Origin of the sequence: Robinsoniella peoriensis, assembly GCF_000797495.1 — a bacterium.
Taxonomy (GTDB): Bacteria; Bacillota; Clostridia; order Lachnospirales; family Lachnospiraceae; genus Robinsoniella; species Robinsoniella peoriensis.
Genome location: NZ_JTGN01000001.1, coordinates 924,218 through 947,294 on the forward strand (window position 1 = coordinate 924,218; position 23,077 = coordinate 947,294).

Consider the following 23,077-nt stretch of genomic DNA (forward strand, 5'->3'; position numbering starts at 1 on the left):
TTAAATTAGATTTCACACTATAAGTTTGCGCTTCATAAAGACAGTAACTGAAAGATTATAGGATGTGATTTGGGGCGAACAATTAATGCATCAAAGGGTACTTTCATACCATTATATTTTTCATAATGTAGATAATGTCGGGTTTCCCTCTCTTGAGTTTTATCCCTTCGTCCCCCACGGCGAAGGGCACCCCGACTGCGTACATCTGTTTTTCCATCCGACTGATATACACAGCACTGCAATAGCCAGTAAGCAGATCATTCCCACCAGAACAACCTGATAACTTTCTGTTAAATCATAAATAAACCCGTACGCAGGAATCAGGATAATCGATGCAATAGGGGCACCCATAGAAACTTTTGCAAATATTTTTTCATAATCTTTCTGCCCATAAAACTTTATTGTGAGAATTGGTGCCAGAACCATGATTCCCGAGCTTATCAGACCATGTAAAAATGTGGATACGCTAAAAATCAGAAATCCTGTTCCACTTAATATAAATCCAATCACTGCAATAAGACCAATCCCCAGAATCCCATAACATGTCTTAAGGCTGCCAATTTTATCACTGATAATTCCAATTGCAATAGATCCAATGGCACTTCCAACGGAAGCAAATGCCAATGCATTTCCGGTCTCCCGGGTGCTATACCCCAGCAGCGAACCGTAGGTTGGAATATGCTGTGTAAATACTCCGATACCGGTGATTGCAATCATGAAAAACAGCAGTAAATAAAATGAAGTGGAACGAAGCGCTGTCTTTTCTGATATTTCAACCGTATCATGTACCTGCCCTTCTGTCTCATAATCCCCTTTTGATTTGTCATGATCCTGCTCATTTGTCTCCTGCTCATTTGTCTCCTGCTTATTTGTCTCCTGCCATGCAGACTGGAAATCGACTGCTCCATAAGGCATTGTTTTTTTCTCTTCCGGCCTGTTTTTAAGTAGTATCAGGGCCGTTAATATAACTACTATAAATGTGGCACCACCAATATAAATATAACCGGACCGCCACCCCCGCTGGGAAATAATATTGGAAGTCACAGGCTGAAATACTGCTCCGAACAGCCCTACAAATGCCATTTGTATTCCCATCATCATTCCTGCATTTTTTGAGAACCATCGGTTAATCAGGATTGGTCCTAACAGGCTTACCAGAATTGTAGCACCCATGGCATAGGGAATTGCTAAGAGATACCAGCCATATACAGCATTCATAAATCCCATTCCCACAAAAGAAAGCGCCTGCAGAATTGCTCCTGCAATTGTGACGATACGGATATCATATTTGTTGATCAATTTTCCAGCAAATGGAAGCCATAAAACCATCACAATTGAAGTAATGCTAAAATATATTGACAGAGTTCCCATTCCCACTCCAATTTCCTGCGATACTGGAAACAGGAACAGCCCGGATGTCATATTAATTCCACCTCCGGCAAATCCGCGGATCAATATAACACCCAGCAGAACGAACCATGCATAATGTAATTTAATTTTTTTCATTATCTACTATCCGGCAATTATTAATTATATTCTTATTTCCATTTTGATTCATCATCATGACTGCCGGTATTCTCCTTTATTTACTCTCATAAACAAGTTTCCTCCTTTCTCCCTTTTTTATTCGCTTATATAATTAATAACTTAACTCTTTGTTTCTCATCCTGAATCGAATAAAATATTTTTTTTATACGAATACTAATCTGGATTTTTAAAAAATTAGGATGGTGAACAAGTATGAAGAAACTTGAAAATAAAATTGCACTGATTACATCGGCAACAAAGGGTATCGGACTTGCCTGTGCCTTAAAACTGGCTGAAAACGGCGCTACAGTCTATATGGGCGTACGCAGATTAGAAGCAACCCGGGAAATTTGCGATAATTATAAGTCTAATGGATTTAAAATGTTTCCCGTCTACTTTGATGCAACTGACAAAGCCAGTTATACATCCATGGTTGAAGAAACTATGAAAATTGAAGGCAGGATTGATATTTTAATTAATAATTTCGGAATCGGCAGGCCCGCTGAGGATCTGGATCTGGTAAACGGCAAAGAAGAGGCTTTTTTCGAAATTCTGGACTTGAATCTAGGCAGTGTTTACCGCATAACCAAACTGGTAATCCCCCACATGATACAGGGCGGGGGCGGATCTGTTGTGAATATATCTTCCATAGGCGGTATGATTCCGGATATCACAAGAATCGGCTATGGTGTTTCAAAAGCGGCAGTTAACAACATCACCCAGCAGATCGCCATGCAGTATGCACGCCAGAACATTCGCTGTAATGCTGTATTGCCCGGTCTTACCGCTACAGATGCGGCACTAAAAAATATGCCCGAAGCATTTTTAAAATCTTTTTTGTCTCATGTACCCTTAAACAGAATGGCCACTCCCGAAGATATCGCCAACGCAGCCCTGTTTTTTTCCTGTGACGATTCATCTTATATTACAGGTCATATTCTTGATGTAGCCGGAGGATATGGAATCGGCACACCTCAGTATGCGGACATGATAAGGACAGCGGATCAATAATTTATAGTTCCACAGATTTGTAACTTCACTATTGTCTAAATAAATGTGTAATTCCACTGTCGTTAAAATATATGTAATTCCACTGTCGTAAAATATATGTAATTCCACTATCGTTAAAATATATGTTTTCAAATTGCTCTTTTTGATTTATAATCCTTAATATAATGTCATATTTTAATATTTCCTGCTTATAAGTGACTCAATACGGGACATGGAAGAATGGTTTGGTTTATACCTTTCGTTTGAATTGCCAAAACATATTGAAGTACTTCTAAAAGAGGAGGCCGAGCAATGAAAAACAATCCTGTAAACAGTGAATTTTTCCGTGAACAGGTAACACATGGGAATATGGATTTTCAGTTACAGCTTTATAAAGATATGGAATATCATGAAAAAGGTTTGATTTTGTATAATCATTGGCATGAAGAGGCAGAGATACTTTTCGTAACGGAAGGTGCAATCGAACTTGTAGTAGATGGCATCTCTATATTTGCCGAGAAAAATACCGTAGTGCTGATTCCACCGAATCTTCTGCATGGAGCTTACCAATACCAGGATCAGAAATGCCGTTTTACCTCTATTGTATTCCACCAGGATTTTATAGCAAGTAAGAACGGGGATATCATTCAGACCCAGCAGCTGGATCCTTTTTTTGACAATACATTTATTTCTTCCTATGTGTTGTCTCATAATGAGCGGAAAAATGAAACTGTGCAGCAGCTTTTAGCCGAGCTGATATATAATTATTCATCTTCAGAACCTTATCGGGAACTAATCATAAAAGGTTATCTCTTTCAGATTTTGTATCATTTGCTGCAAAAAGAGCAAAAACATAATCTGAAATCTGTCTCGGATTATGTCAATGAAGAGCGAAAAAAGAAAATTCTCAGTTTTATGGAGGAAAATTATCAAAACCCTTTAGACCTGGATGAACTTGCAAAAGCTATTTCCCTGAGCAAAGAACAGTTCTGCCGTTTTTTTAAACATTCTTTCCGCTCTACACCGGTTCATTATTTAAACAGATACCGCATTAACCGATCCATGGATTTGTTAAAGGAAACCAGTATGTCTATTATAGATATCGCAATTGAAGTAGGATTTGAAAGCAGTAATTACTTTGCTGTTTCTTTTAAAAAAGCAACCGGAATGACCCCAAGCCAATTTCGTAAGATGACATGATTTTAATAATCTCTGACAGTATCGTAAATGCATTAACCTTGAAAAAATTATATAATACTGGCAAATATAATTTATAGGAGGTTCGCTATGTCATTCTTTACTCATGGAGACAATTATCTGGAATATCATAATGCCGGTGAAACATTACGGATTATGGCATGGGGCAAAAACAGCCTGCGTGTAATTTCTGTACCCAACGGACCGCTGGATCTTTCCAGCAGTGCACTGCTCCCACAGGAGGCAGTAGAAACGAACATTACAATCGGTGAAGATACTGCCTCGATTTCCAACGGAAAAATTTCTGCGCTCGTTGATACCCGTGGCTGGAACAGCGCCGCTGTCCTGACTTTTTACAACGATCGTAAAGATGTAATTTTAAAAGAAATAGATGGCGGAGGTGCCTTGATCCGCAGAGCCCGGTTCTTTAATCCTTATGCCGGCGGTGATTACCGCCTGAAAGTTACTTTTGAATCCGATCCCAGGGAAAAGATCTATGGTATGGGACAGTACCAGCAGGATATTCTGGACTTAAAGGGCTGCAATCTGGAATTGGCTCACCGTAATTCACAGGCATCTGTTCCTTTTTATGTCTCAAGTTCAGGCTACGGCTTTTTCTGGCATAATCCGGCGGTCGGCAGTGTATCTTTTGGTAAAAATACAACGGAATGGAGAGCCGACAGCACGAAAAAAATGGATTATTGGATTACGGTTGGCGATAATCCTGCTGAGATAGAGTCACAGTACAGTGGGGCAACCGGAAGGACACCCATGATGCCGGAGTATGGATTAGGTTTCTGGCAATGTAAATTGCGCTATTATAATCAGGAACAGGTTCTGAAAATAGCAAGGGAATACCACCAGCGTAAAATTCCGGTGGATGTATTCATTATTGACTATTACCATTGGCCCCGCTGCGGAGATTACCGCTTTGATGAGCACTTCTTCCCGGATCCTGCGGCAATGGTGGAAGAACTGCGCTCTTATGGCATGGAAATAATGGTATCTGTCTGGCCCCAGGTTGATTGGCGCAGTGAGAACTTTGAAGAAATGCAGCAAAAGGGATTGCTGGTGAAGACCGACCATGGTATGAATGTGCAAATGAATTTTCAGGGAAATAATGTTTTTTATGATGCCACTAACCCGGAAGCCAGAGAATATGTTTGGAATAAATGCAAAGACAATTATTATAAATATGGCATAAAAGCATTCTGGCTGGATGAAGCAGAGCCGGAATACGGTACCTATGATTATGATAATTATCGTTATTACACCGGCAGTGTATTACAGCAGGGAAATATCTATCCTAAGGAATATGCCCGGGGCTTCTACGAAGGACAGAAATCCAATGACCAGAAAGACATCTTAAACCTGGTACGCTGTGCATGGGCGGGCAGCCAGCAATATGCTGCTTTAATCTGGTCGGGAGATATCCACTCCACTTATCAGGACTTTCGGAATCAGATTGTTGCAGGATTACAGATGGGACTCTCCGGAATACCCTGGTGGACTACCGATATCGGCGGATTTCATGGCGGCAATATTTACGATGCGGATTTTCAGGAACTGCTTGTCCGCTGGTTCCAATTCGGTACATTTTGTCCTGTAATGAGGCTTCACGGCAACCGGCTTCCACGGGAACCGCTCTATAAAGCGAACGGTGAAGAAACAGAAGGCACCGGCGCTGATAATGAAATCTGGAGCTACGGTGAAGAGAACTACCGTATTATGAAAAAATTTATAGAGATACGTGAGCTGCTCCGTGATTATACACGAAGCCTGATGGAAGAAGCACATAAAGCAGGGGCTCCCGTTATGCGGGCAATGTTCTATGAATTTCCAGAAGACCCTCTTACCTGGGATTTAAAAACCCAATACATGTATGGCTCCGATATTTTAGTGGCGCCAATTGTAGAAGCTCACGCTTGCTCCCGCAAAGTATACCTTCCTGAAAACTGCAGCTGGACTCTTGCAAGAACCGGTGAAGTTTTTGAAGGAGGCCAGTGGCTGGATGTTGAAGCAGATATTGATACGCTTCCTGTATTTCTCCGTGACGGAAGACAAGACTACCTGATCAGACAGATTTAAAATGTAGTTCAGAAACTTTCATTTATCAACAAAAAACAGGTTTCCCACAATAAAACGGCGTTATGTGCAGAAAAACTCACATACCGCCGTTTTGTAATTTAGCAATGAATTATTTAAAATTATTTATTGATAAGATCAAAATTCTCAAAATTCTTCAACAGGCAGAATAATCTCCGTCACCGCTCCAAACCCTTCATCCATATTTGAAAAATGGATCTGCGCTTTATCCCGATACATTAACCGCAGCCGCTGCACCGCATTTTGAAGTCCTACATGGCGCCTGCCGTCATAGACAATGTTTTCCCCCTCTTCCAGCGCTTTGAGGACTTTTGCAGGGAATCCTTTGCCGGTGTCTGACAGGGTAACGTACATGTATTTACCATCTTCGTGTTCTTCCAGCGCCAGATACATTGTGATTTCAATATGCTGATCCAGGGAAACTGCATGAATGACTGCGTTTTCAACCAGCGTCTGAAGCAAGAGTGCAGGCAGCAGACAGGCACTTACATCGTCATCCTGTATTACTTCAAAAGCAAATGCGCTGTCTCCATACCTGAGTTTCTGGATTCGGATATAATTCATCACATGCTTTAATTCCTCTGATACCGTCCGCTTAGACGAAGCATCCCGAAAAATATAGCGCATATAGTCAGACAGCATTCCGGTAATAGTTACAATTCTGGATTCATTTGCTTCCTCGGCAATCCCATGGATAATACTCAGGCAATTAAGGAAAAAATGTGGATTTATCTGCTCCTGAATATAGTCCAGTTCTATTTTCTGCCGTTCCAGTTCCTTTTCATAAATTTCAATTTTTAATTGTTTAATCTTGCGCAGAAGGCCTTTAAACTCATTGCTCGCCTGTTCCAGTTCAATAATATTGTTACTCCCGTTTTCATTGATCCACTGTTCCTCTTCTGTTCTCTTAAGTCCATCAATAAACTGCCTCATGGGAATTAAAATTTTACGATAATAATTATATGCACCAAACAAAAGACCTGCTGCAATCAGCGCTGCCAAAATTGTCAGAAACATCTGCATCTGAATTACATTTTCCAGTATTCCGTGCTCCGGATGGATAATCATGTATATTCTTCCGCTATATCCGATTTTGTAACTATACAATTCTCTCTGGTCTTTCGCCATGGATTTTTTAATCAGATCATTATAGTCGTAAGTCTGTGTGTCTTCCACCGTCATAATATTCCCATCCGGCTTTTGTATAAACGGTACCACCTGATACCCTTTTGTCTTCTGTATCAGATTATGAAAGATCCATTCCACGGGAATCAGACAGCCGGATGCTACCCCATCTACATAGCATAAGCCTGCAATGTAGTCCTTTTCTCCATCATAAAAATAAGTCCATTTGGCAATATTCTCATTCCTCCCCTCTTTCAGGAATGACAACAAGCGCTTAATCTTTTCACTTTTCTGACTGGAGCGGTAATAAATTCCAGTATCCAGAATCAACAGATCTGCATTACTGTCATAAACGTAAAAGTTACTCGCTTCCGCATATCTGATTTTCAGAATCTGATTCTGCTCCATAACATTTAGCAGCAGACTATAGTACTTCCCGTCTGTCGGTCCGATATCTGAAGGAATTTGTGCGATATCCAGTTCACGGCTCATACGTGTAATCTGTTCCGCATGAATTTGTTCTATGTCACGGTTGATCTGTGTCACATAAAGCTCCGCCGTATCTTTGATATATTGATAAGCCAGGGTTCTTGCCTGCTGCATCCCCCGGAACATAATAACCAGAACTGCCAGCAAAAGCAGAACCACCGGAACCAGTATTCGCAAAGTCATTTTTGCAAAACTTCCCCGCTTTTTATAAAACAGCCATTTTGTTATCTTCATTGAACCTTCTCCATTCACGCAAAACAGCACTTAGCAGCAACACAAAAGTGTGTTTCCGCTAAGCACTTTATTTTCAATATCAGCCTTTATTTGCTTCCTGGTAAGCTTTAAATGCTGTATCATGAATCTTCACCAAATCCTGAAGTCCCATGGTATCCAGCTGTTTCAGATAAGCATCCCACTCAGTTTCAATACCGCCGTCCACAACCCAATGGGCAAACTGTGATTCCACATATTTATAAATATCTGTTCCAATGGTAGTCAGCTGTGTCAATTCTTCCTCCGTATATTTCAACATAGGCAGTCCAATATTCCGATCTGTATTCACATACTGTTCATTGACCTTATCTTCCGCAAGCTTGATACCGTCTCCCTGATCTTCCGGCAGAATAACCTTGGAGTAAAAATCTTCATTCATATATTTGGGACCAAAATCACGCATGGAATTAGACCAGGCGGAAGTATCCAGTGAGCTTCCATCTGTAGGAACCAGTACTTCATAAGTACCATCCTCATTCTTCTTGATCTGATCAGGTATGGATCCGTAATAGGTCTGCAATGACACCTCATCATCATAAAACTGATCCGCATATTGAAGCAGTTTTTCCGGATTTTTACAGTCCTTGGTCAACACCAGTTCACGGTCTGACACATCCAGAAAACTCGGTGCATATTCCACATAATGACCGCCGTCAGGACCCTCCAGCGCCGGTACTACCTCATACTGGTCAGCTACCGGACCGGCTACGGCATCAGCTGTCCATCCGGTAATTAACCCTACTTCAGCAGACTGTATTTTACTGGTTGCCATAGACGCTTCCTGGGTGAAAAATTCAGGATCCAGAATTCCTTTCTGGTACATCTCATTCAGCCACATGACACCTTCTTTATAATTCTCCTGGGTAGGAATAAATACTGGATTTCCCTCTGAATCCAGCCCCATATAATTATTGTCGCGGCTTACGATTGTTGCAAATGGAGCCATCAGGTCACGCATCGTATTGCTGGCAACATACTGACTGGCATTTCCGGTAATTCCAATTTCATTTCCCTTATCTCCATCTCCGTCAGCATCTTCTGTCACAAATTTATAGAGTACGTCTTCTAATTCTTTATATGTTTCTGGCATTTCCAGGTTCAGATTCTGCAGCCATTTTTTATTGATGTACATACAGTTTCCATCCACCTTTGGACGCAGCGGTGCTTTTTTGGGAAGGCTGTAAATCTTACCGTCACGATCTGTAATTCTTGCTTTCAGTTCCGGTTCTTTTTCCAGCACTTTCTTCAGATTAGGCATATTCTGGTCAATCAGATCCGACAGTTCCAGAAAATAAGATTTGTTTTGCGCGATATCTGTATCCTTCAGACAAATATTTCCCCAGAATGCATCCGGCAGTTCTCCGGAAGCCAACAGCAGCGATTTCTGCTCCTGCCAGTCTGTATCGTAATAGACCTTCCAGTCGATCTTTACACCGCTCTTATCCTCCATTTCCTTCATAATTCCCTCATGAAGATAGTCGATTGGCCAGGTATCCGTCCAGCGTACAGTCACGATTGAAAAATCATTATCTGCACTTTCCGAAGGCTGTTCTGATTCCCGCGGACTCTCACCCTGACATCCTGCCAACATGGAACCGGCAAGGACTGCTCCTAACAACATACACATTACTCTTTTTGCTTTCATACTTTTTCTCCTTTTCTTTTCAATTACAGCTTTACTTTATCCTTTCAGGGACCCCAGCATTACACCCTTGTTAAAATACTTCTGCACAAATGGATACATGCACATAATCGGGAGACTGGAGATCACTATAATTGCATATTTAATCAGTTCTGCCGTCTGCTTTGCCTCTACTGCTGCCGCCCCGGTTGTCATACTGACAATGGTCTGGTTACTGATGAGAATATTCCTGAGCACCAGCTGTAATGGCTGAAGATCGGGATTGCGCAGATACACTAATGCATTAAAATAGGAATTCCATTGTCCTACCGCAGCCCACAGGGCGATAACCGCCAGCACTGCTTTGGATAGAGGCAGAACCATTTTGAAAAAAAATGTAAGTGTTCCGCAGCCGTCTATCTGGGCGGATTCCCAAAGTTCCTCCGGCAGGGTGTTTCCAAAAAAAGTCCTGGCAACAACAATGTAATAAGTAACCACGGAAAATGGTAAAACCATGACCCAGAAATTATCCAGAAGCTGAAATTGCTTGATTGCCAGATAAGTCGGTATCAAACCGCCAGTGAAAAACATAGGAATCAGAAAAAATACCGTTAAAAACTTTCTACCATAAAGATCACGGCGTGAAAGAGCATAGGCTGCCGGAATATTTGTTACCAGGGTTATTAAGGTTCCGATAACCGTGTATAGAATGGTATTCTTATATCCTACCCAGAGCTGTGCATATTCTGCCAGCTTACGGTATCCCTTTAATGTAGGTCCTTTGGGAAAAAATGTGATATTCCCGGCAGCTACTTCCGCAGGATTACTAAAGGAAGCGATGATAATAAAATACATTGGATAGAGTACAATAATCAAAATAATAATGGCAATCCCATATAGAAAAATATCAAAGATCTTATCCTCTTTTGATTTTTTGATCTTCATTCGTTTTACTGCTTTTCCTTTTGATGTCAATGTTATCTCCCTCCTATATCAGTGATGTATTGCTCATCTTTTTTGAAATCTGATTCACCAGAAGCAGAAGTGCAAGGTTAATCACGTTATTAAAAAGTCCTATTGCGGCGGAGAGGCTGTATTGGTTGCTGATCAATCCCATTTTATATACATAAGTAGCAATGATCTCACTGGTTCCGCTGTTCAGGGTATTCTGAAGCAGATAAACCTTTTCAAATCCAATCCCCATAACACTGCCCGCACGAAGTATGAACATAATCGTTGCCGTTGGCAGCAGCATCGGAATATCGATATGCTTTAATTTCTGCCATTTACTTGCACCGTCCATGGTTGCTGCTTCATACAAAGACGGATCTACCGCAGATAATGCAGCTATGTATAGAATGCTGTCCCATCCCACATGCTGCCATGCCTCCGTCCATACATAGATACTGGGAAATGCTCCCGGTGACCCCATCAGGTTGGGCAATGTAACCCCTGCATAGCTTAAAAGCCTGGCAATAATTCCATGACTTGGTGATAAGAACAAAATGATCATACCGCACATAACAACGGTTGATATAAAATGAGGCAGATACATAGATACCTGAAAAAATTTCTTAAATCTGGTTCTGGTGATCTGATTACACATCAACGCCAGCGCGATTGGCAGCGGAAACGTGACAACAATCGTATAAAGACTGATTACAAGGGTATTACGAATCGTGGGCCAGAATTGATAAGAGTTGAAATACTGTTCAAAGTTCTTCAGTCCCACCCATGGACTGCCTAAAATCCCTCCTGCCGGTGTGAAATTCTTAAAGGCAATAATTACCCCGTACATGGGATAGTACATAAACAACAGCATAATTATAATTGCCGGAAGCATAAGCAGGTATAATGCTCTGCTTCTCTTTATGCCTTTTTTCATAACCTGAAACCTTTGTTTTGGTATAACAGCGGTTTTTGATTTGCGCATCTTCCTTTCCTCCCTGTTCAATGATAAACATATTATATAAAATACACCGATTCTTTTCTGTAATTATTAAGTTGTGCACTAACAAAAAAGAGGCGGATTTCCCACCTCTTTCTATTTCCATATAACAGAATTTTATTATTATTCCGTTTTTTTGATAATCAAACATGAAATTTGATCATTGCTGATTCCTTTCTTTCGCTTTTCTCAGCCTGTATTCATTTGGTGTAACACCCGTTAAATCCCGGAAGGTCTTACTAAAGTAAGAAAAATTACTATACCCGACTTCCATTGCTATTTTACTCACCGGAAGCCCGGTCTCCACCAGATATTTTCTTGCCCTCTCCATTCTTCTGGATGCAATATAAGAAGTAATTGACACCCCGGAAGCATTCATAAATATGCGGGAGATATAATCTTCCGACAAATAAACCTGTGCAGCTAATGTCTTTCTGGACAGGTCTGCTTTTAGGTTCTCTTCGATGTATCGCTTCAGGCACTCAGCCACCGATTCCTGTCTCCGGTCACATTTTTGATTTCCTTCCAGCTTTTCAAACAGAAAACGTATAAAGGTCCTCCAGCTTTCAATTGTCCGGTAAGCCTCTTTTTCATAGTTTTCTAACTCCTGCATATCAAATATAGATTCCAGAACCTGTCCACGCTCCCGCAGATGTCTGTCTGTCAGTTCCATGATTTTCTTATGCAGTTCCTTGAGAGTGTGAACCGATAAAATGCCGTCTTTCGCATTAGTATCGGTACAATCCAGTATTTCCTTCTGTATATGCATAAAATCTGCGGACTGTTCAAGTTCTGCAAACCAACTGTCAGCCGGAAGACAGACCCCGGCACCAGCCTCCCGGGATTCCTGTTTCAGCCAGTCTGCTTCGTATAAGACAGGATTATCCCCCGGCACTGTATCCATCTCCATCTGCTCTAAATGTTCCAGACTAGACTGCAGTTCTCCCACCTTTCCCATATTGCCGGCATAAATACAAACCGGCTGTGAAAGCACCCTTTGTAAACAGCGGCACAACTCCTGTTTTTTTTCTTGCATACGGAATGGACGCGGCTCCTTCCAGATTAACATCCATTCACAGACATCTACGCGGATCAGCGCTTCCGCCTGTCCCCGATCCAGTATCTTTCTTACATTACTGCTTACCAGAATCTGATACCGCACAGCATCTTTTTTCCCACTATGATCCCGATCCGGAAAAATGCGTATAAAATTCAGGCTAAACGCCGTATTCCCATAAATCCGGTGCAATTCCTTTTCTGCTTCCAGATGCTTTCTGGGATTTTGTGATAACAGGCACATTTCCCATAAAGTCAGATTTCTGTTCTCACCACCATGATCCTCTGCCTTTTCCATTACCCGCTTAATACTCCTCTGCAGCGCTATTTCCAATTCCTCTGTGGTTACGGGTTTTACCAGATACTCACTGGAATTGAGCTGCATTGCTTTCTGTGCATAGCTAAAATAAGCATAACTGCTCAGAAATATACATTCCACCGGAAGCTGTTTTTGCCGTATCCACTCCAGCAGTTCCAGGCCGCTTCCCTGGGGCATCTCAATATCCGACAGCAAAATCTGTATCGGCATTTCCTCAAGCAGCTTTATTGCCTGGCGGATATTACTGGCCGTGAGGACATTACTGATTCCAAGACGTTGAAAATCAACCGTCTTTTCCACCTTTTCCGTTACCAGCCTGTCATCATCTACAATCAACATACTTATTTCCATAAACATCTCCCCTTCTGCAGTATCCCCATAATTTTTCTGCCATAGCCGAAAGCTGTCTGCTTCATACCATTTTTATTGTTTTTTCTATTTTAGCATAATTAGGGTGGTATTTCTACATCGACATCGTCTTCAAATGTGTATGTGCTTACTTACTTGATTCCATTTTCATATCATGTTACCTTCATAATATACCATGCCAAATTTATCACATTGACTTTACCCTTAGGGCAAGGTGTAAGATAGAGACAAGCGAAAAGGTTCGCTGGAAGGAGGATATTCGATGTTATCGATTGGAGAGTTTTCAAATATATGCAAAGTATCAACAAAGACTCTTCGTTACTATGCGGAAATCGGTCTCATTCTGCCTGATGAAATCAACCCGGAAAATGGTTACCGGTATTATTCCGTGGAACAGTTAGAAACCATGTTATTTATCAACCGCCTGAAATCATACAATTTTTCTTTAGAGGAAATCAAGACCATCCTCGGTTCGCAGGAATTGCAGGATGAAAAACTTTATCAGGAACTGATCCGGAAGAAAAAGGAAATTGAGCAACAGGTCACAGAATTTCAAAAGACGTTAGACCAGCTCAATCATGATATTACAATTTTAAAACAGGGTAAATCCATTATGTCATATTTGGAAAACATTGATGTGCAGCTTGTAGAAGTTCCTGTGATGTATCTCCTGTCTATTCGAAAAATGGTTACCGAATGTGATATTGCAGAAGAATACGGAAATTGCTACGGTAAAATATTCAGAAAAATAGCAGATGATAAATTAACTGTACTTGCCCCGCCCATGGTACTTTTCCACAGTGCAGACTTTAGCCCGTTTGGGTTGGATATAGAATTCGCAGTCCCGATCAAAGAGTATGTTACGGGGACAAGGGATTTTCACCCCGGGCTATGTTTAAAAACAGTCGTACACGGTTCTTATTCCGACTTGTCTTCGGTATACACGAAGCAGCGTGAGTGGGCGGAAAAAGAAGGCTATGAAAACAATAATGCCCTTTATGAAGTATATGTAACTGACCCTTCCCAGGCTGCAGATGAAAGTGAACTGTTAACCGAAGTTTATTACCCTGTCAAAAAAAAGGTTTGATCTAAAATCATTGCAGCTAAACAAAATTTCTAATTAAGGAGAGCTTAAAATGAACCTGGAAAAAATAACAGAGTTAGAAAAGAAAATACAGAAAGATTATAGCAATACAGCTGGCATCGTTGTACAAAAAGAAGGAAAAATACTCTATGAAAATTACTTTAATGAATGCAATGCTGACAGCCGGATCCATGTTTATTCCGTAACAAAAAGTATTGTTTCCATATTGATTGGCATTGCCATAGACAAGGGTAAAATTAAAAGTATCGATCAGAAAGTATTGGATTTTTTCCCGGATTATACCGTTAAATCCAGAGAAAAAACCATACAGAATATTACCCTTGAAAATCTGCTTACCATGACAGCTCCATATAAATACAGAGTTGCTCCCTATATAAAATATTTCACAAGCGACGACTGTGTAAAATTTACCCTGGATTTATTAGGCGGGAGGGGTAAAATAGGAGAATTCAGATATACACCGCTGATTGGACCGGATATAATGTCGGGCATTCTTGTCCGGGCAACCGGGCAGTCTGTATTAGATTTTGCAGCAGAAAATCTATTCGCACCATTGGGAATTACAGTAGAGCGAAATCTGATTTTTCATAATAAAGAAGAACAAATGGAGTTTAACAAATCTAAAACGATCAGTGGATGGGCCACAGACACAACCGGCATAAATACAGGAGGCTGGGGGCTGACGCTCTCTCCACTGGATATGGCAAAAATAGGTCAATTATACTTAAATGACGGAATGTGGGATGGAAAACAAATTGTTTCAGCTAAGTGGTTAGATGAGAGCACAAAAGTACACAGCCAGTGGAAAAAACAAAATCTGAATTATGGATATCTATGGTGGATTATGGATAAAAAAGACCATGTCTGCGCTGCTATGGGCGATGGGGGGAATGTAATATACTTTCATAAAAAGAAAAATATGGTAATATCCATCGCTTCCTTTTTTGTACCAAAAGCTAAGGACAGGCTGGAACTGATTAGAGAATACATCGAACCCATTTTTGAACATTGATAATTTCCCGCATTGGCACACCCCGTATAGCAAATGTGAATAACCTGCAGGACGTCAGTGTTCGTATTCCCGCAGGCTTTTTAAACGTGATAACAGGTGTTGCCGGATCAGGAAAAAGTAAGCCAAGGTGAGACACTTACAGCAGACTGCTTGCGGGAAGCATGTGCTTTATAGAAACCGGATAAATCGGTATCAACTCATGTTTCCCATAATCGAAATAAGTGCCATCCAACATATTCGCCAGCGTATTGATTCTCCTGATTTGAATAATATTTTCTCCATCTTTCAGATATTCCCGTCTGCATTCCCACTGATATGGGGTATATGCCCTCACACCCAGGCTGTGTCCGTTCATCCGGACTTCCAGACATTCCAGACACGTATCTTTAAAATCAAAGTCCAAGATGAATGTTTCCGGCATTCCCTGTATTACAAAGCAAACCTCCTTAGTAAAGGTAAGCGTCCCGCTGTAATAAGGAAATCCTTCTGTAAAATCAGGAGAAAATTGAGCCGTCTCCGGTTTTTTAATCAATTCACGCCTCTCGTTAACACCAAAGCTGCCTATGAGATACAGCGGATCACGAATCCCGTCCGACTCTATCGCAACTTCTACCTCCACTGAAAGTATATTTACATCCGGAATCACCCATTGGGAAATATCACAGATTCTATTATTTTGATCATTGATAAAAACCCCTTTAAAATCTTTTTCTCTGATCTCATTCCCATTAATGCAAATCACATAATTGCCGGTAATAGTCCGCTTATCCAGTAAAAGAGCAATATTTTCCGGCATTTCCTTTATTTGAAACGTTGTTCGATAAGAAACGTTCACCGGATATTGGATATGTACCTGCTTCGGTGTCCCAAAATCACTTTCGAATTTAAACTGTTCGGCAGCCAATACCGGTTGTTCTGCGCATTGTTCTGCAAATGTCTTTACCTCCGTGTCTGTCCAGTGAATCTGATCCAGGGACATCTGAAACTGATCTATTCTAAGAATATTGCCCCCTGATATTTCTATCTGCATAGGCTCTTCCGTTCCAATTGTTACTTTAGGTAATTTGGATGATAATGCGGCTTCCCTGCTCTCTCGGGGCGAAAAGCAGATACACTTGCTTTCCAGCGGTGCAAATTCCAGAGTAAGTCCTTCTTCTATCGTACCAAGCTGGTGCTTTTCCCCATTATCCAGGCAATACTGTTCTGCCGCAAAACACAGATGCTTCCTTTTATTTTTTATTTCTGCTTCCACATAATCCATCCCCTGGTTTGCAAGTAATACATAGATATTGCCCTCTTCATCCGCACGAATAGAAGTTATGAATTCTTTCCTGTGCTCTTCGTTAAGACAGATTTCAAAGGGGGCATCTACAATTCTCCTGCAGCAGCTGATCATTGCTTCTTCCATACCTGCATCCTTAAATGCACCTGCAGACGGCAGAAATGTTACCTGATCCGGATATTCCGTTAACAGATGACGCCACTTCATTTCCATCTCCTCATCGGTAATTCCAGTGTCCAGGGATTTATCCGGAAGCCTTCCAAGAAATAGAAGATGCCCTCCCCCTCTCAGGAATTCCGTAAGCTTATTGAGCGCTTCTTTTTCATAGAAAAATGCCGGTGGGATAATTACCCGTCCATAAGATGCCCTGCCCATTATCAATCTGCCATTTTTCACTTCAAACTGAGGAAGCATCTCAGAATCCAGATGATCGTACTGTAGCTGATTTAGCAAAATGGTCTTGGTAGTATAAACCCAGTCATCCCTGATCTGATCACAAAGCTTCTCTTCTTCCCGGTCTTCTCCCCGGTAAGGAAATCCCTGAAAAGGATCACCCAGAAGGGACCACAACGTTGGTGACGGATCCAGAACAGCAATGGAACAGATCTCTTTTGATTCGGATATAAATACAGACATGCGCCCTACATAGTCAGCCAGCTGACGATATTCTTTCCAATAAGGATTCTGAAGAAACTGTGACGGAGGTGCATCGTGTTTCGCAATGGAATCAATGGTATAATAAAATGCATGGAAGTTGAACATATTGATACCGCTGCATCCCAATCTGTCAATCATCCATTTTGCATCCTGCATGGTCATCGTCCAGCCCACACTATGAAAACTTTCAATTAAAGCCTGTTTCCTGTCCAGCTGCTTTGCAAGAGAACCAACTGCATTTGCACTGTACCGGAAATGCCGCAGGTATTTGTCATAAATCCATTCCAGGCTTTTTCCCGCTTTTTCATGAGCAGTGTCTCCACCAGGAATTGTACTGTAACGCTGTGTGGATAATCTCATAAAAGGAACCTCAGCTGCATAGGAAAGATGGTGTTCTTCGCACCAGTCCGCGACCTGTTTATGATAGCTCTCCACAAAAATCTGATGAACTACATCATACATATCATAGCGGATTTTATAAGCATTTTCCCAGGTATGGTTGTGAAGTGCGGGCAGATTATCCAGCAGGGAATACCCTTTTCTCTTTTCAAATTCTTCCGGAACACGCCTGGACCAGGGAATGGGGCTTAACATCCCCACTTCATCGGAAAACATCCCCATTACGGTGTCTCCAAACCGGTCCCCGATCTGCCTGGCATATTTTTCATGGGTAGTCTCCAAAAATGTTCGGACTGCCCGGGGATTACAGGGATCAAAAAATCCTCCGTAATATTTAAAATCCCCAAGCGGCGCCTGTCCGTAAATTTCAATCCTCCAATCTCCCTGCGGCAGTGTCACCACCAGTACTTCCCTTGGTCCGTATGTGAAAAATCTTTTGTTATTATAAGCTGTCAGTCCTGTTTTCTGATAAATTTCTGTCTGCTGCAGATTCCCAATGAAATCCTTTAGATCAATCCGATGCTCCGGATCACACTGTCCATCCACAACCTGAAAAGCGGCTGCATAGAGAATTTCTTCAAATTCCAGCACTCTGGTGAATTCCACACCGCCTTCCGCTTCAAATGCATAGTGATGGAGAACCATATGCTCCGCTTCCGGATGACGGAGCAATACCTCTCCTCCGCTCATGCCAGAGGGATAAGGGTATTCATCATACAACCAACTTTCCAGCCCATTTTCTTTTGCTTTCTGGCAGGCAAATTCGATCAGTTCGAACCACTTTTTCGAAAGGTAAGGCACCGTTTGCCCCTGTCTTGGGCAGATAAACATTCCGCCCAGCCCTTTTTCTGACATCTCTTCTATCTGATGCTCTATTTCCTCTTTCGTAATATCTCCGTTCCAGAACCAGAAAGGATGGATACGGTTTTCTTTCGGCGGATTGCGAAATGCTTCTTCCCAACTCATAACTGCCACTCCTTCGGTAAATATTTCCGGGTATTTTGCAGCATTTCATTTATCAGGGATTCTGTCTGTTCCCCAGAAAGCCGTTCATGAATCAGCGGATCATGAAGAAATGCTTCCATTAACAATTGTCTGTCACAGGTAAGCGCAGCTTTTAAAGTGCGCTCATGATTATCCAAATGCGGCATGGTCAGCTTCAGAATACTGCATGGAAGTTCCCCTGCATAAAGTGGCTTTATGGAATCCCTTTCGAACAGGGCATTTGTTTCTACTACCGCATCTAACGGAAGATTTTTAATCTGTCCTGCCGTATTCGGAATATTTACATTGCTTACAACTCTGGTAAACCCACACAGCGCTTTAATTAAAGCGATTCCTTCTTCTCCGGAATCCTCCAGTTTCATTTCTTCCTCACCGGATACCAGACGCCTGCTCTTTTGAAGCCGTTCTTTTAAATCCTGTTTTCTCCATTCCACCGTTGTCAGTCCGAATTTCCAATGTGCCGCAGTCCCGGGATCTTTTAAATAGATATCACCAGGCAGAAACTCAGCCAGATGGCGGTCACCTGCTGCGGCGATCAGACCATATTTACAAAACAGGTCAAATTTCACCCGGTGTGCACAGTTGAAGGTAGAATTCGCCCAGTTTTTATCATTTTCCTCATACCCTTCTTCGAAGTGGTGTTCAACATAATCACGGTAAACAGGCAGCAGGTCGATTCCCTCATAAGATGCCTGGTCAAACCATGTAAAGTGATTGATCCCAAGAACATTTACATGGATGTCACTGCGGTCAATCCCTGTCAGCTGAGTGGTTTCCTCCAGAATTCCCTTTAATACTTTCTGAGTGCCGAATACTTCATGACAGCATCCAAATGCTTTTATTTTCGGGAACACATGATATAAAGTCTTAACACAGATGCTCATGGGATTGGTATAATTGATAACCCATGCTTTTGGTGCAAAATCCTTTATGCCCTCTGCTATTTTTACAAACATCGGAATAGTGCGCATTGCCCGGATCATTCCTCCCGGTCCTGCCGTATCTCCTACTGATTGGTAAATCCCATATTTTTCCGGAGCATGTACATCGGACTGCATTTCATCAAAAGTTCCCGGCAGAATAGATATAATAATAAAATCACTTCCGGTCAGGGCGTCCTCCAGACGCTCTGCCACCTGGTATTTCCATTTTCCTGGCATATCTGCTCTTGCTGTGAGCGCATCACCTATTACTTTATTGTGACCGGCTGCTTCCTGATCCATATCATACAGGCACACGGTTCCGCCAAGTGCCTCTTCTTTAGCCAGATCTCCCATAAATACCCATGCCCAGCCCCGGGAGCCTCCGCCAATATAAGTTATTTTCATGTCTTTTATTTTATGGTCCTTATACATCATCTTTGTTTAACATCCTTTCTTACTCATTCCGGAAAGGTCATTGTAACAGCATCTTTCCCTTAGTTTATTTATTTTTTACATTGGCATCATATTCTGCTTTTAACTGGGTCATTTGATCTGCCCAATCATTCAAAAATTCCTGAGCACTGGTATTTCCCAGTAGTACATTCTGAAAGCCTTCGACCAGAACATTCTGATGGAGATCATAATAACCGATTACATTGATTGGCAGTGTTGCAAGTTCCGTATTTTCATCTAACAAAGCATCCGCAGCCTCTTTAATCGGTGCTGCTTTAGCTACCCAGTCATCCTCCAGGGCTTCTTTATTACAAGGTACCTGACCGATTTTTTCGTTGAACTTACTGCTGCCATTTTTCTCACATAAATAACTGATAAACTTAAATGCTTCCTCCGGGTGTTTGGAATTGTTGAAAATGGACACTCCCATACAGCCATTCGATACAATTACTTTTGTATCTTTTTTAGAATTCAGGGTTACCAGGGAATCAAAATTTTCCGCCCCCAATGTATCTCTGTGCAGTCCATATGATCCAAGATTGTGGAAGATCATCGCTGCAGATCCGGAGTCAAAGGCGGAAATCATTTCCGTTGCCCCGTTGGTAATATCACTCTCCGGCGTATAGACATTATAAATCTTTGCAAAGCTGTCTAAGAGCTGCACATGCGCAGGGTCGTTAATTGTGGATTTCCCATCTTCATCAAACATTTGCGTGATACCGGAATACTGATACATCATCTGCTCGAACTGCTGGGAATTTCCGGCACCGCCGCGAAGAGAGAATCCGTAAATACCCTTTTCTTTATTTGTTGCTTTTTCCGCAGCTGTAATAATTTCATCCCAATCCTCTGGTACCTGTATATTTGCTTCTTTTAGAATATTCGTATTGTACCAAACAGCAGGAATAGTAACAGTTTGTGCCAGCCCATATGTTTTTCCGTCCGGCGCCATGTCCCGGATACTCTCCTGGAATACTTCCAGCTGCTGATCTGCATCCGCCCATCCAGCCAGATAATCATCTAATGGAACCAGGGCATTTTGAATAATAAAATCGCTCATCCAATACTGGGACACAATGCCGCAGTCCGGTGCAGTCCCTCCCTGAATTGCCACATCATATTTAGATTTCGCCTGATCAGCCGGAACAGGGACGAAATTTACCTTAATATCCGGATTCTCTGCTTCAAACTCTGCAATGATCTGTTTAAAAATTTCCGTACGAACCGTATCCGCATTATTATCCCAAAAAGAGATCTCCACTTTCCCGCCTGCTGCATCAGATTTCCCCGACTCCGTTTCCGAACTGTCTGCTGCTGCATTGTTATCTGCCGAATCTTTTGATCCCGAACTGCATCCTGCAAACAAAACTGCTGCCATAGTGCAGCTTAAAAGTAACGCTGTAATTTTTCTTCTTTTCATTTTCCTTATCTCCTTCATCATCTCAATTTTCAAACGCATCTCACCCTTTGACTGCTCCTGCACTTAATCCGCTTACCAGATATTTCTGCAGGTAAGCAAATAAACCTACCGGTATAGACATAGCAATCAATGCACCTGCAGCCATAGCCCCATATTTCACACTGTATTCTCCCTGCATCATTTTCAATCCGATTGGCACCGTATATTTAACCGGATCATTTAAGAACATCAAACCAAATAAAAACTCATTCCAGCATCCGATAAACGCAAAAGCTGCTACAGTGACAATGCCCGGTACCAGCATAGGCAGTACTACTTTGAATACCCCCTGGGTTCTGCTGCATCCATCAATCTGGGCGGCTTCTTCCAGTGCTATGGGTACACCCTCAACAAACCCTTTCATTAAAATACAGTTAAAAGGAATCTGAAAAGTAATATTTACAATAATCAGGGACAGATGGCTTCCAACCAGATGCACACTGTTAAAAATGTTAAACAGCGGAACCAGCAGCACTGCCGCCGGGATAAACTGTATCGCCAGAAGAAGCCCTAAGAAGGCCATTTTCCCTTTAAATTTATACCTGGTCAGTGCATATCCGACCATAGTAGCTATAACGATAATAAACAGAACAGAGATTATGCTGATTTTCAAACTATTTAAAAAGTAAATATCAAATCCCGCATTTTTCCATGCCTCAACAAAGTTAGCAATCGTGGCATTTGAAGGCAGGTAGTCTACCGGAAATTTTAATATATCCTTTTCATTTTTCAATGACGTAACAATTGACCAGAAAATCGGAAAAATAACAAAGATATTAATCAGTATAAGGGGCAGCCAGCGTAAAAAAAGGATGACGCTTTTTTTCTCTTTCATTTGTTAATCCTCCTCCTTTCCAAAACCGGATGCTTTGATATATACAATCGCCACTACTGCCAGAAGTGCAAAACTGACAACGGAAATCGCAGACCCATATCCATAATTATTTGTTTTAATCGCCTGGTTGGCAATCAGCATACTAATTGTGGTAGTCTTACCAATGGGTCCTCCGCCTGTCAGACTGTATATCAAATCCACACTATTGAATTCCCAGATTGTACGAAGCAGTGTTGTGAGCACAATGGTATTTTTCAGCATGGGAAGCGTCACATATAAAAATGTCTTTACCCGGCTGCTGCCATCCACCCTTGCTGCTTCGTAAACTTCTCCCGGAAGTCCCTGCATTGCCGCCAGAATACTGATTGCAAAAAACGGGATACCACGCCAGAGTTCTGCTGCGGCCACAGAGCCGAATACCAGGTTCGTATCTGCCAGCCATGCCACATTTTCTTTGATCAGTCCCAGCCTCATTAAAATATCATTCAGTACTCCAAAATGCTGATTAAAAATCAGACTGAACAATACCGCGGTCAGAACGCCCGACATCGCCCATGGAACAAAAGTCAATGCCCTGAATATCCCCCTGCCTTTAAATTTCTGATTCAGAATAAGTGCCACTACCATACCAAAAACCAATTGAAGCCCAACCTCCACAACTACCCATTTTACCGATACTCCCAACGCTGTATAGAATTCTTTATTTGTAAAAATACGAATAAAATTATCAAATCCTACAAATCCATTCATATAAGGTTTCGTGGGGTTATAATTCTGAAACGCCAGATAAAAAACCTTTCCAAGCGGATAAATTAAAACAAATGCGATAAGACAGACCGCCGGTAATATTAACAGATAAGGAGTCCAAACCACCTTATTTCTTCTTACATTTTCCATTTCTGCACCCTTTGCAGTACAGCAGTTCCT

At 41.7% G+C, this 23,077-nt stretch carries 16 protein-coding genes; 5 read left to right on the plus strand and 11 right to left on the minus strand.

Annotated features, from left to right (window positions below; all coding sequences use genetic code 11):
• Positions 1 to 159: 159 nt before the first annotated feature.
• Positions 160 to 1,506: an MFS transporter gene (locus tag QR40_RS03805; protein WP_044293385.1), complete on the minus strand. Its 1,347-nt coding sequence runs from the start codon at positions 1,504 to 1,506 to the stop codon at positions 160 to 162.
• A 234-nt stretch (positions 1,507 to 1,740) separates the two neighbouring features.
• On the opposite strand from QR40_RS03805, the gene hdhA reads away from it, so the two are divergent.
• The 3 genes from hdhA (at position 1,741) to QR40_RS03820 (ending at position 5,802) form a co-directional block, all read left to right on the plus strand.
• Positions 1,741 to 2,538, plus strand: a complete 798-nt coding sequence (gene hdhA, locus QR40_RS03810) for a 7alpha-hydroxysteroid dehydrogenase (protein ID WP_027292068.1) — start codon at positions 1,741 to 1,743, stop codon at positions 2,536 to 2,538.
• A 291-nt stretch (positions 2,539 to 2,829) separates the two neighbouring features.
• Positions 2,830 to 3,717, plus strand: a complete 888-nt coding sequence (locus tag QR40_RS03815) for a helix-turn-helix domain-containing protein (RefSeq protein WP_044288832.1) — start codon at positions 2,830 to 2,832, stop codon at positions 3,715 to 3,717.
• A gap of 87 nt (positions 3,718 to 3,804) precedes the next feature.
• The gene (locus QR40_RS03820) at positions 3,805 to 5,802 is read left to right on the plus strand and encodes a glycoside hydrolase family 31 protein (RefSeq protein ID WP_044293386.1); all 1,998 of its coding nucleotides are present in this window, start codon (positions 3,805 to 3,807) and stop codon (positions 5,800 to 5,802) included.
• A 144-nt stretch (positions 5,803 to 5,946) separates the two neighbouring features.
• Here the strand turns inward: QR40_RS03820 and QR40_RS03825 are convergent, their stop codons facing one another.
• From QR40_RS03825 to QR40_RS03845, 5 genes are all read right to left on the minus strand, one after another.
• Positions 5,947 to 7,668 carry a sensor histidine kinase gene (locus tag QR40_RS03825; RefSeq protein ID WP_044293387.1) on the minus strand — a complete coding sequence of 574 codons (1,722 nt, stop codon included), beginning with the start codon at positions 7,666 to 7,668 and terminating at the stop codon, positions 5,947 to 5,949.
• Positions 7,669 to 7,747: 79 nt separating this feature from the next.
• Positions 7,748 to 9,352: a type 2 periplasmic-binding domain-containing protein gene (locus QR40_RS03830; protein WP_044293388.1), complete on the minus strand. Its 1,605-nt coding sequence runs from the start codon at positions 9,350 to 9,352 to the stop codon at positions 7,748 to 7,750.
• 36 nt (positions 9,353 to 9,388) lie between these two features.
• The gene (locus tag QR40_RS03835; RefSeq protein ID WP_242849013.1) at positions 9,389 to 10,303 is read right to left on the minus strand and encodes a carbohydrate ABC transporter permease; all 915 of its coding nucleotides are present in this window, start codon (positions 10,301 to 10,303) and stop codon (positions 9,389 to 9,391) included.
• Between the two features lie 13 nt (positions 10,304 to 10,316).
• Positions 10,317 to 11,261 carry an ABC transporter permease gene (locus QR40_RS03840; protein WP_044288833.1) on the minus strand — a complete coding sequence of 315 codons (945 nt, stop codon included), beginning with the start codon at positions 11,259 to 11,261 and terminating at the stop codon, positions 10,317 to 10,319.
• 175 nt (positions 11,262 to 11,436) lie between these two features.
• The gene (locus tag QR40_RS03845) at positions 11,437 to 13,002 is read right to left on the minus strand and encodes a response regulator transcription factor (RefSeq protein ID WP_044293390.1); all 1,566 of its coding nucleotides are present in this window, start codon (positions 13,000 to 13,002) and stop codon (positions 11,437 to 11,439) included.
• 280 nt (positions 13,003 to 13,282) lie between these two features.
• Between QR40_RS03845 and QR40_RS03850 the strand changes: the two genes are divergently transcribed.
• Both QR40_RS03850 and QR40_RS03855 read left to right on the plus strand, forming a co-directional pair.
• Positions 13,283 to 14,107 carry a MerR family transcriptional regulator gene (locus QR40_RS03850; RefSeq protein WP_027292075.1) on the plus strand — a complete coding sequence of 275 codons (825 nt, stop codon included), beginning with the start codon at positions 13,283 to 13,285 and terminating at the stop codon, positions 14,105 to 14,107.
• 49 nt (positions 14,108 to 14,156) lie between these two features.
• Entirely contained in the window at positions 14,157 to 15,137 is a 981-nt protein-coding gene (locus tag QR40_RS03855; protein WP_044293391.1) for a serine hydrolase domain-containing protein, read from the plus strand.
• A gap of 136 nt (positions 15,138 to 15,273) precedes the next feature.
• On the opposite strand, the gene QR40_RS03860 is transcribed toward QR40_RS03855, so the two are convergent.
• The 5 genes from QR40_RS03860 to QR40_RS03880 all read right to left on the minus strand — a co-directional run bounded on the left by QR40_RS03860 (position 15,274) and on the right by QR40_RS03880 (position 23,047).
• Positions 15,274 to 18,441 (minus strand): glycosyl hydrolase, encoded by a 3,168-nt coding sequence (locus tag QR40_RS03860; protein ID WP_044293392.1) that lies wholly within the window; start codon positions 18,439 to 18,441, stop codon positions 15,274 to 15,276.
• A complete protein-coding gene (locus QR40_RS03865; RefSeq protein ID WP_044293393.1) occupies positions 18,438 to 19,838 on the minus strand; it encodes a family 4 glycosyl hydrolase in 1,401 nt (466 codons plus the stop codon). Before QR40_RS03865 ends, QR40_RS03860 begins: the two co-directional genes overlap by 4 nt.
• A 64-nt stretch (positions 19,839 to 19,902) precedes the next feature.
• Positions 19,903 to 21,276: an ABC transporter substrate-binding protein gene (locus QR40_RS03870; protein ID WP_052430680.1), complete on the minus strand. Its 1,374-nt coding sequence runs from the start codon at positions 21,274 to 21,276 to the stop codon at positions 19,903 to 19,905.
• Between the two features lie 40 nt (positions 21,277 to 21,316).
• Positions 21,317 to 22,150: a carbohydrate ABC transporter permease gene (locus QR40_RS03875; protein WP_044293394.1), complete on the minus strand. Its 834-nt coding sequence runs from the start codon at positions 22,148 to 22,150 to the stop codon at positions 21,317 to 21,319.
• Positions 22,151 to 22,153: 3 nt separating this feature from the next.
• Positions 22,154 to 23,047, minus strand: a complete 894-nt coding sequence (locus QR40_RS03880) for a carbohydrate ABC transporter permease (protein ID WP_044288835.1) — start codon at positions 23,045 to 23,047, stop codon at positions 22,154 to 22,156.
• Positions 23,048 to 23,077: the final 30 nt, after the last annotated feature.

What these genes read in the sequence shown, in the direction of transcription:
- QR40_RS03805 (WP_044293385.1), bottom strand. Translation starts at nt 1,506, where the DNA reads ATGAAAAAAATTAAATTACATTATGCATGGTTCGTTCTGCTGGGTGTT.
- hdhA (WP_027292068.1), top strand. Translation starts at nt 1,741, where the DNA reads ATGAAGAAACTTGAAAATAAAATTGCACTGATTACATCGGCAACAAAG.
- QR40_RS03815 (WP_044288832.1), top strand. Translation starts at nt 2,830, where the DNA reads ATGAAAAACAATCCTGTAAACAGTGAATTTTTCCGTGAACAGGTAACA.
- QR40_RS03820 (WP_044293386.1), top strand. Translation starts at nt 3,805, where the DNA reads ATGTCATTCTTTACTCATGGAGACAATTATCTGGAATATCATAATGCC.
- QR40_RS03825 (WP_044293387.1), bottom strand. Translation starts at nt 7,668, where the DNA reads ATGAAGATAACAAAATGGCTGTTTTATAAAAAGCGGGGAAGTTTTGCA.
- QR40_RS03830 (WP_044293388.1), bottom strand. Translation starts at nt 9,352, where the DNA reads ATGAAAGCAAAAAGAGTAATGTGTATGTTGTTAGGAGCAGTCCTTGCC.
- QR40_RS03840 (WP_044288833.1), bottom strand. Translation starts at nt 11,261, where the DNA reads ATGCGCAAATCAAAAACCGCTGTTATACCAAAACAAAGGTTTCAGGTT.
- QR40_RS03845 (WP_044293390.1), bottom strand. Translation starts at nt 13,002, where the DNA reads ATGGAAATAAGTATGTTGATTGTAGATGATGACAGGCTGGTAACGGAA.
- QR40_RS03850 (WP_027292075.1), top strand. Translation starts at nt 13,283, where the DNA reads ATGTTATCGATTGGAGAGTTTTCAAATATATGCAAAGTATCAACAAAG.
- QR40_RS03855 (WP_044293391.1), top strand. Translation starts at nt 14,157, where the DNA reads ATGAACCTGGAAAAAATAACAGAGTTAGAAAAGAAAATACAGAAAGAT.
- QR40_RS03860 (WP_044293392.1), bottom strand. Translation starts at nt 18,441, where the DNA reads ATGAGTTGGGAAGAAGCATTTCGCAATCCGCCGAAAGAAAACCGTATC.
- QR40_RS03865 (WP_044293393.1), bottom strand. Translation starts at nt 19,838, where the DNA reads ATGATGTATAAGGACCATAAAATAAAAGACATGAAAATAACTTATATT.
- QR40_RS03870 (WP_052430680.1), bottom strand. Translation starts at nt 21,276, where the DNA reads ATGAAAAGAAGAAAAATTACAGCGTTACTTTTAAGCTGCACTATGGCA.
- QR40_RS03875 (WP_044293394.1), bottom strand. Translation starts at nt 22,150, where the DNA reads ATGAAAGAGAAAAAAAGCGTCATCCTTTTTTTACGCTGGCTGCCCCTT.
- QR40_RS03880 (WP_044288835.1), bottom strand. Translation starts at nt 23,047, where the DNA reads ATGGAAAATGTAAGAAGAAATAAGGTGGTTTGGACTCCTTATCTGTTA.